The following is a 14,392-nucleotide window of genomic DNA, read 5'->3' as shown; positions in this document are numbered from 1 at the left end:
CCCGCCCGGCCCGTTCGCGTCCGCCCCGGTCAGGGCTTGATCAGGACCTTCAGCGCGCTGCGGTCGTCCATCGCGCGGTAGCCGTCCGGGACCTCGTCCAGGGACACGGCCCGGTCGAAGACCGGAGCCGGGTCGATCGCGCCGCTCAGCACGTCCTCCAGCAGCTCCGGGATGTAGGCCCGGACCGGCGCCACACCGCCGCGCAGGGTGATGTTGCGGTCGAACATGACCCCGAGGTCGAGGCCGGTGCCGCTGCCGTGCGGGACGCCGACGTAGCCGACGGCCCCGCCGTCGCGGGTGATGTTCACGGCGGTGCGCATGGACTCCTCGGTGCCGACCGCCTCGATGACGGCGTGCGCGCCCTGGCCCCGGGTCAGCTCGCGCACGGCGGCCTCGGCGGCCTCGCCGCGCTCGGCGACCACGTCGGTGGCCCCGAACACCTTGGCGATGTCCGTACGGGCGCTGTGGCGGCCCAGCGCGATGATCCGCTCGGCGCCGAGCCGCTTGGCCGCGAGGACGCCGCACAGCCCGACCGCGCCGTCGCCGACGACGGCGACGGTGGAGCCGGCGCGGACGCCCGCGCCCAGGGCGGCGTGGTGCCCGGTGCCCAGGACGTCGGACAGCGCGAGCAGCCCGGTCAGCAGGTGGTCGTCGGAGGCGGCCGCGGCGGGCAGCTTGACCAGGGTGCCGTCGGCGTGCGGGACCCGGACGGCCTCGCCCTGGCCGCCGTCAAAGCCGACGGAGCCCCAGAAGCCGCCGTGCACGCAGGACGTGTACAGGCCCTCGGAGCAGTAGTCGCAGGTGCCGTCGGACCACATGAACGGGGCGACGACGAGGTCTCCGGCGCGCAGGCCGGAGACGGCGGAGCCGGTCTCCTCCACGACGCCGAGGAACTCGTGCCCGATGCGCTGGCCGGGCTGCCGCGCGGCGTGACCGCGGTAGGCCCACAGGTCGCTGCCGCAGATGCAGGCACGCAGGACGCGGACGACGGCGTCCTCGGGGCGCTGGATCGCAGCGTCGGGCACCTCCTCCACGCGGATGTCGTGCGGGGCGTGGATGACGGTGGCGCGCATGGTGGTGCAGCCCTCCGGAAGTGGTTCAGTCTTGTATGACTTCCCTACCGTACGCCTGCCCGCGGGCGACCGCGCCCAGGGCCAGCAGGCACTGGGCCGCGAGGTAGGTGGCCATGATCCAGAAGTCGGGGCGCGGCAGCTGCGGCCATCCGGCGACCCCGGTCGCGATGAGGGTGTCGGAGAGCAGGAACAGCGCCCCGCCCGCGGCCGCCGCGCGGCCGAGGACGCCGGCGCGGTAGGCCATGGCGGTGAGCAGCAGGCTGTAGCCGGCGACGGGGATCCGCAGGTCGGCGGGCAGGTCGGGCCAGAGCAACGCGACGGTCCCGACGAGCGCGAGGGCGTACGCGGCCCCGGCCGCGCGGCTCGGCCCGCCCCGGCCGGAGGGGCTGCGCTGGCCGAAGAGCACGAGGTAGCAGACGTGCCCGGCGGCGAAGGAGCCCATGCCCACGAGGAAGGCGGGCTCGGCGTCGAAGAGCAGGGCGAGGTCCCCGCCCCAGCCGAACAGCAGGGCGGCGACCAGCAGGCGCGGTGCGCCGCGCGTCAGCGCGTACGCCACCAGCAGCGGCATCAGCAGCGGTTTGGCGAGGACGTGCCCGAGGTGCCAGCCGGCGAGCAGCGCGCCGAGGTCAGCGGCCGCGGCCGCGCCGAAGGCGGCGAGCAGCACGCGTTCGGCGCGCCGGCCGGGGACGGGCCGTACCGCCGCCCAGGACGGCGTACGGGCTCCGGTGGCGCTCACGCGGCGGGCTCCGGCGCCTTCGCGGGCTCGGCGACCGCGCTGGTCCCGGCGGGCTCGGCGGGCTCGGCGGCCCCGCCGGTCCGGGCCGCCGGCTGCCAGCCGGGGCCGCGGAAGACCCGGCCGGCGCGCTCGCGCCAGCTGCGGGCGGCGCGGACGTCGCGGGCGATGGCGGCGTACTCGTGGGTGGCGACGCGCAGCGGGTTGTGGGTGTCGATGTTCTTGGTGAGGCCGTAGACGGGCCGCTCGGTCTCGCCCACCCAGGACCCGAACATCCGGTCCCAGACGATCAGGATGCCGCCGAAGTTGCGGTCCAGGTAGCCGCCTTGGGAGGCGTGGTGGACGCGGTGGTGGGAGGGGGTGTTGAAGACGTACTCGTAGGGGCGCGGCAGCTTCCCGATGCGCTCGGTGTGCACCCAGAACTGGTAGAGCAGGTTGATGCCGTAGCAGAAGGGGATGGCGGCCGGATGCACCCCGACGGCGACCATCGGCAGGTAGAACCACCAGGTGGTGGCGCTGGTCCAGGGCTGGCGCAGGGCGGTGGTGAGGTTGAACCGCTTGCTGCTGTGGTGGACGACGTGGCAGGCCCACAGGATGCGGATGACGTGGTGGAGCCGGTGCTGCCAGTAGTAGAGGAAGTCCTGGACGAGCAGCATCAGCAGGGCGGTCCACCACAGGAACGGCACGCGCAGCGGCGTCAGTTCGTACACGGCGGTGAAGACCGCGACGACCGGGAGCTTCCAGAGCAGGTCGAAGCCGATGCTGCCGAGCCCCATGGTGATGCTGGTGGCCGCGTCCTTGGGGTCGTAGCCGGCGGCGTCCTCGTCGGGATGGAGCCGGTAGCTGACGACCTCCAGCACGGTGAGCAGTACGAAGGCGGGTATGGACCACAGCACGACATCGGGCAGATTTGGCATGGGCGCACCTTAGGGCGGGTTCCGGGGTGCCGCTAGGGGTTGTTACCGATCAGTATCCGACGGGGTTACCCCGGGTACAAGGGGGCGGCCCCACCGGCCCCCGAAACGGCTGCCCCGCGGGCCGGGGCCACCGCCGCGCGGTGGCGCGGACCGCGTCCCGCCGGAGCGCCCCGCCTCTCGTGGCGAGCCGTCCGGCGGCAGGCGGTGTCACCAGACCCGGACCGAGGCGCCCCGGGCGAACGCCGGGCTGGTGGCACCCGGGGGGATCTCCGTCAGCGGTTCGGCGATCTCCGAGACCAGGGGGCCGTGCTTGGCGGCCAGGGCGTCCAGCAGGGCCAGGTCGAAGCCGTACACGCGGGCCGCGTTGCCGCCGACCATGGCCGCGACCTCCTCCTTCGGCAGGCCCGCGTAGGCGATGCGCAGGCCCTCGCGGGAGAAGGGGGCGGTGCCCTCGTCGTGGGGGAAGTCGCTGCCCCACATGATCTTGTCGAGGCCGATCCGGTCCCGTAGCGGGACCTCGTGGGGGCGCATGAAGCTGGCCCCCACGAAGCAGTTGTCCCGCCACACCTGGCTCGGGCCCCGGCCCATGGCCTCGGCCAGGCCCGCGCCGAACTTGGCCTCGGCGGTGGAGGAGGCTGCCACCAGGCGGCCGTGGTAGTAGTCCAGCATCTCCAGCACGCCCGGGATCCAGCCGGACCCCTGCTCCGTCAGCACCAGCTTGAGGCCCGGGTGGCGGTGGAAGGCGCCGCCGAAGACGAGGTGCCACAGGGCGCGGTGCGAGAACCACGTGGTCTCCACCATGAAGACGGCCCGCGCGGCCGGTTCGTCGCCGAGCGGCGGCGAGGCCGAGCCGCCGTGGTGGTTGACCGGGACGTCCAGCTCCGCGCAGACCGCCCAGATCGGGTCGTACGCGGCCGAGTACAGCTCGGGCACCGGCGAGCCCGGCGGGACGCCGGGGAGCAGGACGCCGCCGGTCAGGCCCGCCCGGTGGGTGCGGCGGATCTCCGCCACCGCGGCGTCCACGTCGTTGAGGAGGATCTGCGCGACGCCCGCCCGCCGTCCCGGCGCGTCAGCGCAGAAGTCCGCCAGCCACCGGTTGTGCGCCTGCAGGCCGGCCCAGCGCAGCTCGTACTCCGCGGCCGTGGGCGGCTGCGCCATCAGGGAGGCCTTGGGGAAGAAGGGCGGGATGGTGTTCGGGAAGACGACCTCGGCGACGATGCCGTCGGCCTCGAGCTCGGCCAGCCGGCGCTGGGAGTTCCAGTTGAGGTCGGCCGTGTCGGCGAGGAGGTCCTCGTACGGGTTGACGTAGGTGGCGGCCCAGGCGTCGAAGGCCTCGTGGTGGCGCTTGGCCAGGTACGGCCGGTAGTCGAGCAGGTCGGCGCCGGCGTGGCAGTCCGCCGAGATGACGGTGTAGCGCTCCTCCACGGCTACGACACCCCCAGCGACGGGAAGTCGGCGCCGGTCAGCCAGTGCCGGCCGGTCTCGCGCGAGCGGGCCCAGGAGGCCTCCACCGCCGCCTGGTCGGGGCTCTGGCCCAGGTCGGCGGGGGTGGGGCCGATCCGGCGGGCGATCGGGGCGAGCTCGGCGGTGTCGAAGCCGAAGACCTCGGCGGCGGCCAGGCCCAGCATCCGGCGGGTCTCGGCGACCGGGATGTCGTGGAAGGTGTTCCGCAGCCAGTTGCGGGTGTCGGGCCAGGTCCCCTCGGGGTGCGGGAAGTCCGAGCCCCAGAGGATGTTGTCCACGCCGATCTCGTAGCGCTGGGCGAGCTCGCGGCGCTTGGTGTTCGTGGCGCAGACGAACACCTGCCGGTCCAGGTACTCGCTCGGCGGGCGCTTCAGCTCCGAGAAGGGGGAGAGCTTCTTGCCGCCGTGGGCGCCCAGGTAGAGCCGGTCCATGAACCAGAGCAGGTTCGGCAGCCACCAGCAGCCCGACTCGGCCACCCCGAACCTCAGGCCGGGGTGCCGCTCGAACACCCCGGACCAGAGCAGGAACCACAGCGGGCGGGCCGGCCACCAGGTGACCTCGGAGACGTAGATGCCCAGGTGGTCCCCGTACTCGTGGCGGGGCGCGGCCCCCGAGTGGGTGACGATCGGCATCCCCGTCTCGGCGGCGGCCGCCCACACCGGGTCGTAGCGGCGGTCGTGGTAGGGGGCCTGGTCCACCCACATCGAGGGGATCATCAGGGCGCCCAGGCCCGACTCCTTGGCCCGGTGGACCTCCGCGACGACCTTGGCGGGCTCCGCCGTGACGGGCAGCAGGGCGACCCCGCAGTGGCGCGCGGGGTTCTGGCCGACGAACTCCGCCAGCCAGCGGTTGTGCGCCTGCGCGCCCGCCATGCCCAGCTCGGGGTCCTGGTCGCCGGAGAGGCCGAGGCCCACCCCGAAGGGGGCGGCGGTCTGGCTGTCGACGGCGTCCGCGTCGGGGAAGACGACCTCGGCGGCGACGCCGTCACCGTCGAGTTCCTTGAGCCGCTGGGTGCTGTCCCAGCCGCCCTTGAGGCCTTCCGCGTGGTCGTGGAACCACTTCTCGGCGAAGGCCTCGTTGCGCACGCCGAGCCGGGTGGCCTCCTCGCGGCGGGCGTCGCGCTGGCCGAGGAACTCGTCGAACTGCGGGTGGAAGCGGGAGTCGAGGTAGGGGCGGTACCGCTCGGTCGGCAGGCCGGCGTGGCAGTCCGAGGAGATGATCAGGTAGGGGTCTTCGTACGCGGCGTTGGCGGTGTCACTCACGGCAGACGCTCCTCAGTCGAGGATGAAGCTCTCCAGGTAGGCGGGGTTGGCGCGGTCGAGCATCGACTGCGACCGGGCGCGGATCTGGCGGTCGCTGTGCTCGCTGGCCGGCAGCATCCAGAAGCGGTCGGCGCGGATGCCGTCGACGACGTGCTCCGCGACGTCCTCGACCGGGGTGAAGCGCACCTCGTGCCCGGCCCGCCTCATCGCGGCCTCGTACTGGTCGAGGCTGCGGTACGGCGACCTGCGCGGGCGCTCCTTGGCGTAGCGCTCGGGCCGGTTGCGGTGCGACTCCCACAGGCCGGTGCGCAGCATGTGCGGTCCGGGGAAGAGGACGGAGGCGCCGACGGCCGCGCCCTCCGCCTTGAGGTGGGCGTAGAGGGACTCGGTCAGGGTGACCACCGCCGCCTTGGTGACGGCGTACACCGAGGCGGTGGGCAGCGGGGCGATGCCGCCGTCGCCGGAGGAGGTGTTGACGACGTGGCCGGGGGCGCCGGAGGCGATCATGCGCGGGACGAAGGCCTGGACGCCGTGGAAGACGCCCCAGACGTTGACGGCGAAGGCCCACTTCCAGTCGTTCGGCTCGTGCTCCCACATCCGGCCCTCGGCGCCGGACCCGACGCCGGCGTTGTTGCACAGGACGTGGACGGCGCCGAAGGCGTCGTAGGCGGCGTCGGCGAGGGCGAGGACGGAGTCGCGCTCGCTGACGTCGACGGTGCGGGCGAGCACCTCGGCGCCGTCGGCGGTGAGGTCGTCGGCTGCCTTGCGCAGTGCGGCCTCCTCCACGTCGGCGAGGACCACCTTGAGGCCCTCGGCGGCGAAGCGGCGGGCCATGGCGAGGCCGATGCCGCTCGCGGCGCCGGTGACGACGGCCACCTGTCCGGGTTCGAGCCGCATGTCACACGCTCCCCTCGGGCGGCCCGTCGAGGATCTGCAGCGGGTCGTCGTAGCGCTGGTGGATGTAGGGGAGCAGCGCCTGGGCGCTGACCCGCTCGACGACCCGGCCCTTCTGGTCGGTGGTCTTCTCGCCGATGGTGAGCTCCACGAGGCGGCGTACGGGAAGGTCGGCCACGGGGTCGAACATCGACTCGCGCAGCACCACGTCACCGGTGAGGTGTTCGAGCCTGCGGACCTTCTCGTTGCGGGTGCAGTGCACGAGGACCGGGTCGCCGTCCAGGCCCGAGCCGTCCACCGCGGGGAGGAACTTGAAGTAGAAGTCGGTCTTCACCGTCGGCTCGGGCAGCGGGAGCGCGCCGTCGACGGCGCCGCGCACCTCCACGAAGGCGATCCCGTGCCGGGCGAGGGCGGCCCGTACGACGAGGCCCTCGCGCTCGACGGTGACCTCGCCCAGCTTCTTGGGCTCGCCGAACACCTCCCGGCCCCCGGTCAGGGCCCGCTCGTGGGTCATCGGCATGACGAGCGGGTACCAGCCCTCGACCCCGCCGTGCCGGGCGGCCACCGCCACCGAGCCGGCGCCGAGCGGGTAGCCGGGCAGGTCGACCTTGCTGATGTTGGCCCGGACGAGGGGCCGCTCGGCGGGCCCCAGCGGCGGCGGCAGGACCGCCGCCACGGCGTCGGGGTCGGTCTCCCAGACGGCCACGACGCCGGTGGACCAGATGTCGGGGAGTTTGGCGCTCTTCTCGCGCGACGCCGCGGTCTCGGCCTCGGTGCGCGCTCCGTACCGTATGCGTGCCATGTCTCGCACCACCCTTCTGGGTCCCCCCGGCGGGACCGGGGGCGGTTCTGTAACACAGTTACACCGCTGCCGATGAAGGGTAAAGACCCCTGCACGCACCGGAACTGACGTAGCAACAGATTGGCGAACCGGTCCCATGGCGAGAAACGCACTGACCCGCAAGGAGGTGCTGGAGGCGGCCGCGTCCCTGGTCCGGCGGAACGGTCCGGCGGCCCTGACCATGCGGGGGCTCGCCGCCGAGCTGGGCACGGCGGTGACCTCCATCTACTGGCACGTCGGCAACCGCGAGCAGCTGCTCGACGCCCTCGTGGAGCGGACCGTCCAGGAGATGGGCGCCGTCCGCCCGGCCGGGGACACACCGGCCGAGCGGATCGTCTCGGTGGCCCGGACCCTGCGGCGCGAACTGCGCGCCCGCCCGCACCTGATCGCGATGGTCCACGAGCGCGGGCTCACCGAGCGCATGTTCCTGCCCGCCCAGCGGGCGCTCGTCGACGAGGTGCACGCCGCGGGACTGCGGGGGGCGCGGGCCGCCGACGCGGTGCGCGCCGTCCAGTTCCAGATCGTCGGCTTCCTGCTCGTCGAGCGCAACCGCGAGCGCTCCCCCGCCCAGTCGCCGGGCGAGGGGGAGCTCTGGGATCCGCAGGCCGCCGGCGACCCCGCGCTCGCCCGCGCCCTGGCCCGCCCGGCGGACCCGGAACGGCTGTTCCTGCTGTCGGTACGGGCCTTGACCGATGCGCTGCTCGCGGAGTCCGGCGGATAGGGCCCGGCCCGGTGGCGGAGCCGGGGGGACGGCCCGCTCACCGGGCAGGGGGCGCAGGCGGGCTGAAAAGGCATCGGGCCACGGGTGTCAGTGCGTGCCGATATCCTCTGTGACCATGCTGCACGACCGTACGACCGCAGAGGCGGAATGGCCGACCGCGTACCCACAGGGGTACGCGGTCGTCGACGTGGAGACGACCGGGCTCGCTCGCGACGACCGGATAATCTCCGCGGCCGTCTACCGGCTCGACGCTCAGGGCAACGTGGAGGACCACTGGTACAGCCTGGTCAACCCGCGCCGCGATCCGGGGCCCACCTGGATCCACGGCCTGACCAGTGCGATGCTCCAGGACGCCCCGCTCTTCGAGGACATCGCCGAGGAGTTCGCGGGCCGGCTCGCCGACCGGGTGCTCGTCGCGCACAACGCCATCTTCGACTGGCAGATGATCGCGCGGGAGTACGCGCGCGCCTCCGCGACCGCCCCGGTACGCCAGCGGCTGTGCACCATCGCCCTGTCGAAGGAGCTGAACCTCCCGCTGCCCAACCACAAGCTGGCGTCCCTCGCCGCGCACTACGGGGTGGTCCAGCAGCGCGCCCACCACGCGCTCGACGACGCCCGGGTGCTGGCGGAGGCCTTCCGTCCGTCCCTGCACGCGGCCGCGCGGGACGGCGTGCGGCTGCCCCTGCTGGAGTGCCGTCCGCTGACGGAGTGGTCGGACTCCCCCGCCGCGCCCCGCATCGGCTACCAGTCCTCGTACGGCAACGGCGGCTCCTGGCGGGCCTCGCGCAAGCGGCCCCCGTGCCCGTACCCGAACCCGGGCCGCTTCGAGGACGGCAAGCCGCTGCGGCAGGGCATGCGGGTCGCCTTCTCGGGTGACACCTCCGTGGACCGGGAGCTGCTGGAGGACCGGGCCGTGGAGGCGGGCCTGCACGTCGCGACGAGCGTGTCCCGGCTCACCAGCCTGCTGGTGACGAACGACCCCGACTCCGCGACCTCCAAGACGGTCAAGGCCAGGTCCTTCGGGACGCCGGTCGTGGACGAGGCGGCCTTCACCCAGCTGCTGCGGGACGTCGCGGCGGCCGGCGAGGAGTAGCGCGGGAGCAGCGGGTGTTGCTCCGGCCGGGTGCAGGCCGGGCGACTCACCCCGGTGGATCTTGTTCCGGCCGCCCGCCCCGCACAGCATGCGGCGCATGGCACGTTGTGAGGTCTGCGGAAACGACTACGGCATGTCCTTCGAGGTGCACGCGCAGGGCGCGGTGCACGTCTTCGACTGCTTCTCGTGCGCCATCCACCGCATGGCGCCGATCTGCGAGCACTGCCGGGTCCAGATCATCGGGCAGGGCGTCGAGGTCGAGGACCAGTGGTTCTGCGGTGCGCACTGCGCCCGCGCGGAGGGGAAGGTGGGCATCGTCGACCACGTCTGATCACCCGCCCGCCGCCGCTGCGGCCCCGGAGGGCCACCCGCCCTCCGGGGTCCTCGCCGCTGGGGGTACCGTCGTGGGCGTGTACCGCTTTGTGCTGACCCGGCAGTGGGTGTCCCTCACCCTCGTCACCCTCGTCCTCATCCCCGTGATGATCAAGCTGGGGTTCTGGCAGTTCCACCGCCACGAGCACCGGGTCGCGCAGAACGAGCTGATCGCGAAGAACCTGTACGCGAAGCCGGTGCCGGTGACCGAGGTCACCTCCCCCGGGCACACCGTCCCGAGGGCCGACTACTGGCGCGCCGTCACCGCCACCGGTACGTACGACTCCGCGCACGAGACCGTCGTACGGATGCGCACCTCGAACGACGACAAGGTCGGCTTCCACGTGGTGACGCCGCTGGTGCTGGGCGACGGCCGCGTCGTGCTGGTCAACCGGGGCTGGGTGGCCGGCGGCGACGACCCGCGCGCCTACCCGCCGGTGCCGGCCGCGCCCTCGGGCGAGGTCACGGTGTCCGGGCGGCTCAAGGCCGACGAGACCAGCGGCGGCAGCGGCATCAAGGACCGCAAGGGCCTGCCCGACCGCCAGGTGATGCTGATCAACAGTGGGCAGCAGGCGGCCGCGCTGGGCAGGACCGTGCTCGGCGGGTACCTCGAACTGGTCGCGCCCGGACCGGCCGGCGGCACCCCCGAGCCGGTCGCCGAGCCCGACCACGACTCGATCGGCCCGCACATGGCGTACGCGGTCCAGTGGTGGCTGTTCGCGGCGGCGGTGCCGGTGGGGTGGGTGGTCCTGGTGCGGCGCGAGAGGCGTGACCGCGAGGAGGCGGCGGCGAAGGCCGTGTCGCCGGAGCCCGCTTCGGCGTAGGTTGTCGGGCATGGATCTTGGACTGAAGGACCGTGTCTACGTCGTCACCGGAGCCACGCGGGGCCTCGGCTTCGCCTCCGCGCGGGAACTCACCGCCGACGGGGCGAAGGTCGTGCTCACCGGCAGGGACGAGAAGCGCGTGGCGGACGCGGCCGCGGAACTCGGCCCCCACGCGCTGGGCGTGGCGGTGGACAACTCCGACCCGCGGGCGGCGGAGCGGCTGGTGGCCACGGCGCGCGAGCGGTTCGGGCGCTTCGACGGCATCCTGATCAGCGTCGGCGGCCCCGCGCCCGGCTTCGCGGCGGACAACACCGACGAGCAGTGGGCGGCGGCGTTCGAGACGGTCTTCCTGGGCGCGGTCCGCCTGGCCCGGACGGCCGCGGCCGAGCTGGGCGAGGGCGGGGTCATCGGCTTCGTGCTGTCGGGCTCGGTTTACGAGCCGATCCCCGGCCTGACCATCTCGAACGGCCTGCGGCCGGGGCTGGCGGGCTTCGCCAAGTCCCTGTCGGTGGAGCTGGGCCCGCGCGGGATCCGCGTGATCGGCCTGCTGCCGGCACGGATCGACACCGACCGGGTGCGGGAGCTGGACGCGCTGTCCGGCGACGCGGACGCGGCGCGGGCGGGCAACGAGTCCCGCATCCCGCTGCGCCGCTACGGCACCCCGGCGGAGTTCGGCCGCACGGCGGCGTTCCTGCTCTCCCCGGCGGCGTCGTACCTGACGGGCCTGATGCTCCCGGTGGACGGCGGCGCCCGCCACGGCTTCTGACGCCCGGGGCGCCGACGGCGCGGCCCGGCCGCGAGCGGCCCGCTCCGCGCCCCTCGCGCCACACGCCGGCGGGTGCCGGAAGGACCGGCCCCGCCGTCGCGCCCGCCCGCCGGCCTCAGTCGGAGAGGCCCGCCAGGTCGCGCAGGCGGCGGGCCTGGGCGGCTCGCTCGGCGGCGCGCTGGTCGTCGTACGTACGGGAGGGGGCGCCGCGCAGCAGCGCCTTGGTCTCGATGACGGCGTCGCGCGGCGGGGCCAGCAGGGCGGTGGTGAGGTCCTGGACGGCGGCGTCCAGCTCGTCGGCCGGGACCACGAGGTTGGCGAGGCCCACCCGCTCGGCCTCCTCGGCGTGCACGAAGCGGCCCGTCGCGCAGATCTCCAGCGCGCGGGCGTAGCCGACCAGGGCGGTCAGCGGCTGGGTGCCGGCCAGGTCGGGGACCAGGCCCAGGCTGGTCTCGCGCATGGCGAACTGCACGTCGTCCGCGACCACGCGCAGGTCGCAGGCGAGCGCCAGCTGGAAGCCGGCGCCGATCGCGTGCCCCTGCACGGCGGCGATGGAGACGACGTCATTGCGGCGCCACCAGGTGAAGGCCTCCTGGTACTCGGCGATGGTGGAGTCGAGCAGTTCGTCCGAACCGCGTGCCAGATCGAGGAATGACGGCTCGCCCTCGAAACCCTCGGGGGTGAACGCCTGCCGGTCGAGCCCGGCGGAGAAGGACTTGCCCTCGCCGCGCAGCACGACGACCCGGACGGTGCCGGGCAGCGACCGTCCGGCCTCCGCCAACGCCCGCCAGAGCGCGGGGGATTGGGCGTTTCGCTTGGCCGGATTGGTCAGTGTCACCGTGGCGACCGTGTCGTCGATGGTGAGCCGTACGCCATCCTTGTCGAGCAGAGCCATCTGATGCCTCCGGTGTGCAGTCGTGGCCGCGTACCCGGCCTAAGTGACTGCACAGTAACCACCCGGCCGACCGGAGGGCCGACCGGGGGTCACCGAAGGAACCGTGCGTGGAGCAGGACGGAAACAGACAGCATGGATCAGACAGCGTGAAAGAGCACGGAGCTGTCGGGCGGTCTTCGGCACCGGCCTCGGCCTGACGGCCAGGGTCAGGCCGCAGCCGCCTTCTTGCCGCGCGTCGCGCCACCGCGACCACGCAGCGTGACTCCGGACTCGCTGAGCATCCGGTGGACGAATCCGTAGGACCGGCCGGTCTCTTCGGCCAGCGCCCGGATACTCGCACCGGAGTCGTACTTCTTCTTCAGGTCTGCCGCGAGCTTGTCGCGCGCGGCGCCGGTCACCCGGCTGCCCTTCTTCAGAGTCTCGGCCACCCGTGCCTCCTCATGGGAAGTGCGCTCTGGACTTCTCATGATCACCCCTCCCCGGCTTCCTGGCCACCCATTCAGCAAGGTCGGTACGACGGCATTTCCCGGCCGGTGGACACCCGAGCAGAACGGAATCTCCTCTTCCGGCGCATGACCTCCGTCACATTTCTCCGTTGCCGAAAGGAATCACCAGGTCAGGGGCCGGACGCGGAAGACGGCCGGCCCCGGACGCGCGTCCTTGCGGACGCGGCCGGGGCCGATGAACAGGACGCGAGGGTACGAGACCGTCTCACTCAGATGATGGATCACGTCTGAGCCGAATGATCCATAAGGAACTGGATCAACGCCGCCGCGGACGGTCAGGCGAGGGCGACGAGGTCCCGGTAGTCCGGGCCCCACAGGTCCTCGACCCCGTCCGGGAGCAGGATGATCCGCTCGGGCTCCAGGGCCTCCACGGCCCCCTCGTCGTGCGTGACGAGGATGACCGCGCCCTTGTAGGTGCGCAGCGCGCCGAGGATCTCCTCGCGGCTGGCCGGGTCGAGGTTGTTGGTGGGCTCGTCGAGCAGCAGCACGTTGGCCGAGGAGACGACCAGGGTGGCCAGGGCCAGACGGGTCTTCTCGCCGCCGGAGAGCACGCCCGCCGGCTTGTCCACGTCGTCGCCGGAGAACAGGAAGGAGCCGAGCGTCTTGCGTACGTCGACCAGGTCCAGGTCGGGCGCGGAGGAGCGCATGTTCTCCAGGACCGTGCGCTCGGGGTCCAGGGTCTCGTGCTCCTGGGCGTAGTAGCCCAGCTTGAGGCCGTGGCCGGGCACGACCGTGCCGGTGTCGGGCTTCTCGGTGCCCGACAGGAGGCGCAGCAGGGTGGTCTTGCCGGCGCCGTTGAGGCCGAGGATGACCACGCGGGAGCCCTTGTCGATGGCCAGGTCGACGTCGGTGAAGATCTCCAGCGACCCGTAGGACTTCGACAGGCCCTCGGCGGTCAGCGGGGTCTTGCCGCAGGGCGCCGGGTCCGGGAAGCGGAGCTTGGCGACCTTGTCGGAGGCGCGGACGGCCTCCAGGCCGGACAGCAGCCGCTCGGCGCGCTTGGCCATGTTCTGCGCGGCGACGGTCTTGGTGGCCTTGGCGCGCATCTTGTCGGCCTGCGAGTTCAGGGCCGCGGCCTTCTTCTCGGCGTTCTGGCGCTCGCGCTTGCGGCGCTTCTCGTCGGCCTCGCGCTGCTGCTGGTAGAGCTTCCAGCCCATGTTGTAGACGTCGATCTGGGAGCGGTTGGCGTCGAGGTAGAAGACCTTGTTGACCACGGTCTCGACCAGGTCGACATCGTGGGAGATCACGATGAAGCCGCCGCGGTAGTTCTTCAGGTAGTCGCGCAGCCAGACGATCGAGTCGGCGTCGAGGTGGTTGGTGGGCTCGTCCAGGAGCAGGGTGTCGGCGTCCGAGAAGAGGATGCGGGCCAGCTCGACGCGGCGGCGCTGGCCGCCGGAGAGGGTGTGCAGGGGCTGGCCGAGGACCCGGTCGGGGAGGCTGAGGGCGGCCGAGATGGTCGCGGCCTCGGACTCGGCGGCGTAACCGCCCTTGGTCAGGAACTCGGTCTCCTGGCGCTCGTACTGCTTGAGGGCCTTCTCGCGGGTGGCGCCGGAGCCGGTGGCGATGCGCTCCTCGTTGGCGCGCATCTTCTGGAGGAGCACGTCGAGCCCGCGGGCGGAGAGGATCCGGTCGCGGGCGAGGACGTTGAGGTCGCCGGTGCGCGGGTCCTGCGGGAGGTAGCCGACCTCGCCGGAGCGGGTGATGGTGCCGCCGGCGGGCTGGCCCTCGCCGGCGAGGCACTTGGTGAGGGTGGTCTTGCCCGCTCCGTTGCGGCCGACGAGCCCGATGCGGTCCCCCTTGGCCACACGGAAGGACGCGTTCTCGATGAGGATGCGGGCGCCGGCGCGCAGCTCGATGCCGGTGGCGGTGATCACGGAAATACTCCAGGGCGGTTGGGACGGCGGAAGGGGGGCAGGACGCGCGTTGCTTCGACGCCGCTAATCCGCGAGGAGATTTGCCATGGGATTCATTCTACCGGGGGTGCGCAACCACTTTTCGGGGCCTCCCGTCCCCCGTTCGGCGCACGGACCA

15 protein-coding genes are annotated in these 14,392 nt (G+C 72.9%); 5 read left to right on the top strand and 10 right to left on the bottom strand.

The features are described 5' to 3' along the window. Nucleotides 1-29: 29 nt before the first annotated feature. The 7 genes from AB0D45_RS13100 to AB0D45_RS13070 form a co-directional block, all read right to left on the bottom strand. Nucleotides 30-1,073 (bottom strand): zinc-dependent alcohol dehydrogenase family protein, encoded by a 1,044-nt coding sequence (locus AB0D45_RS13100; RefSeq protein ID WP_361605901.1) that lies wholly within the window; start codon nucleotides 1,071-1,073, stop codon nucleotides 30-32. 25 nt (nucleotides 1,074-1,098) lie between these two features. Continuing rightward, nucleotides 1,099-1,809, bottom strand: coding sequence for a lysoplasmalogenase (locus AB0D45_RS13095; RefSeq protein ID WP_362457965.1), 711 nt, complete (start codon nucleotides 1,807-1,809; stop codon nucleotides 1,099-1,101). Then, complete coding sequence (locus AB0D45_RS13090; RefSeq protein ID WP_362457962.1) at nucleotides 1,806-2,723, bottom strand: sterol desaturase family protein; 918 nt, start codon at nucleotides 2,721-2,723, stop codon at nucleotides 1,806-1,808. Before AB0D45_RS13090 ends, AB0D45_RS13095 begins: the two co-directional genes overlap by 4 nt. 207 nt (nucleotides 2,724-2,930) lie before the next feature. Next, nucleotides 2,931-4,148 (bottom strand): amidohydrolase family protein, encoded by a 1,218-nt coding sequence (locus AB0D45_RS13085; RefSeq protein ID WP_362457959.1) that lies wholly within the window; start codon nucleotides 4,146-4,148, stop codon nucleotides 2,931-2,933. 2 nt (nucleotides 4,149-4,150) lie between these two features. After that, nucleotides 4,151-5,449, bottom strand: a complete 1,299-nt coding sequence (locus AB0D45_RS13080) for an amidohydrolase family protein (protein WP_361605913.1) — start codon at nucleotides 5,447-5,449, stop codon at nucleotides 4,151-4,153. Nucleotides 5,450-5,461: 12 nt separating this feature from the next. Continuing rightward, nucleotides 5,462-6,346 carry an SDR family NAD(P)-dependent oxidoreductase gene (locus tag AB0D45_RS13075; protein WP_362457956.1) on the bottom strand — a complete coding sequence of 295 codons (885 nt, stop codon included), beginning with the start codon at nucleotides 6,344-6,346 and terminating at the stop codon, nucleotides 5,462-5,464. A 1-nt stretch (nucleotide 6,347) separates the two neighbouring features. Then, nucleotides 6,348-7,145: an acetoacetate decarboxylase family protein gene (locus AB0D45_RS13070; RefSeq protein ID WP_362457953.1), complete on the bottom strand. Its 798-nt coding sequence runs from the start codon at nucleotides 7,143-7,145 to the stop codon at nucleotides 6,348-6,350. A 136-nt stretch (nucleotides 7,146-7,281) separates the two neighbouring features. On the opposite strand from AB0D45_RS13070, the gene AB0D45_RS13065 reads away from it, so the two are divergent. From AB0D45_RS13065 to AB0D45_RS13045, 5 genes are all read left to right on the top strand, one after another. Beyond that, entirely contained in the window at nucleotides 7,282-7,905 is a 624-nt protein-coding gene (locus AB0D45_RS13065; RefSeq protein ID WP_362457951.1) for a TetR family transcriptional regulator, read from the top strand. A 109-nt stretch (nucleotides 7,906-8,014) separates the two neighbouring features. Further along, on the top strand, nucleotides 8,015-8,998 hold the full coding sequence (locus AB0D45_RS13060; RefSeq protein WP_362458040.1) for a DEDDh family exonuclease: 984 nt from the start codon (nucleotides 8,015-8,017) through the stop codon (nucleotides 8,996-8,998). A gap of 97 nt (nucleotides 8,999-9,095) precedes the next feature. After that, nucleotides 9,096-9,329: a hypothetical protein gene (locus tag AB0D45_RS13055; protein WP_361605925.1), complete on the top strand. Its 234-nt coding sequence runs from the start codon at nucleotides 9,096-9,098 to the stop codon at nucleotides 9,327-9,329. 79 nt (nucleotides 9,330-9,408) lie between these two features. Beyond that, entirely contained in the window at nucleotides 9,409-10,194 is a 786-nt protein-coding gene (locus tag AB0D45_RS13050; RefSeq protein ID WP_362457949.1) for an SURF1 family protein, read from the top strand. 10 nt (nucleotides 10,195-10,204) lie between these two features. Further along, nucleotides 10,205-10,960, top strand: coding sequence for an SDR family oxidoreductase (locus tag AB0D45_RS13045; protein WP_362457946.1), 756 nt, complete (start codon nucleotides 10,205-10,207; stop codon nucleotides 10,958-10,960). Between the two features lie 115 nt (nucleotides 10,961-11,075). Here the strand turns inward: AB0D45_RS13045 and AB0D45_RS13040 are convergent, their stop codons facing one another. From AB0D45_RS13040 to AB0D45_RS13030, 3 genes are all read right to left on the bottom strand, one after another. Beyond that, on the bottom strand, nucleotides 11,076-11,855 hold the full coding sequence (locus AB0D45_RS13040) for an enoyl-CoA hydratase/isomerase family protein (protein WP_361605934.1): 780 nt from the start codon (nucleotides 11,853-11,855) through the stop codon (nucleotides 11,076-11,078). 206 nt (nucleotides 11,856-12,061) lie between these two features. Beyond that, nucleotides 12,062-12,283, bottom strand: coding sequence for a helix-turn-helix domain-containing protein (locus tag AB0D45_RS13035; RefSeq protein WP_007263382.1), 222 nt, complete (start codon nucleotides 12,281-12,283; stop codon nucleotides 12,062-12,064). Between the two features lie 353 nt (nucleotides 12,284-12,636). Beyond that, nucleotides 12,637-14,235 (bottom strand): ABC-F family ATP-binding cassette domain-containing protein, encoded by a 1,599-nt coding sequence (locus AB0D45_RS13030; RefSeq protein ID WP_361609019.1) that lies wholly within the window; start codon nucleotides 14,233-14,235, stop codon nucleotides 12,637-12,639. Nucleotides 14,236-14,392: the final 157 nt, after the last annotated feature.

The organism is Streptomyces sp. NPDC048352, from assembly GCF_040651895.1.
Lineage (GTDB): Bacteria > Actinomycetota > Actinomycetes > Streptomycetales > Streptomycetaceae > Streptomyces.
The sequence above is the reverse complement of the archived record's forward strand: the minus strand, read 5'-3'. Positions and strand labels throughout refer to the sequence as shown.

Coding starts and splice junctions, on each gene's coding strand:
- AB0D45_RS13100 (WP_361605901.1), bottom strand. CDS start 1,073: ATGCGCGCCACCGTCATCCACGCCCCGCACGACATCCGCGTGGAGGAG.
- AB0D45_RS13090 (WP_362457962.1), bottom strand. CDS start 2,723: ATGCCAAATCTGCCCGATGTCGTGCTGTGGTCCATACCCGCCTTCGTA.
- AB0D45_RS13075 (WP_362457956.1), bottom strand. CDS start 6,346: ATGCGGCTCGAACCCGGACAGGTGGCCGTCGTCACCGGCGCCGCGAGC.
- AB0D45_RS13070 (WP_362457953.1), bottom strand. CDS start 7,145: ATGGCACGCATACGGTACGGAGCGCGCACCGAGGCCGAGACCGCGGCG.
- AB0D45_RS13065 (WP_362457951.1), top strand. CDS start 7,282: ATGGCGAGAAACGCACTGACCCGCAAGGAGGTGCTGGAGGCGGCCGCG.
- AB0D45_RS13055 (WP_361605925.1), top strand. CDS start 9,096: ATGGCACGTTGTGAGGTCTGCGGAAACGACTACGGCATGTCCTTCGAG.
- AB0D45_RS13045 (WP_362457946.1), top strand. CDS start 10,205: ATGGATCTTGGACTGAAGGACCGTGTCTACGTCGTCACCGGAGCCACG.
- AB0D45_RS13040 (WP_361605934.1), bottom strand. CDS start 11,855: ATGGCTCTGCTCGACAAGGATGGCGTACGGCTCACCATCGACGACACG.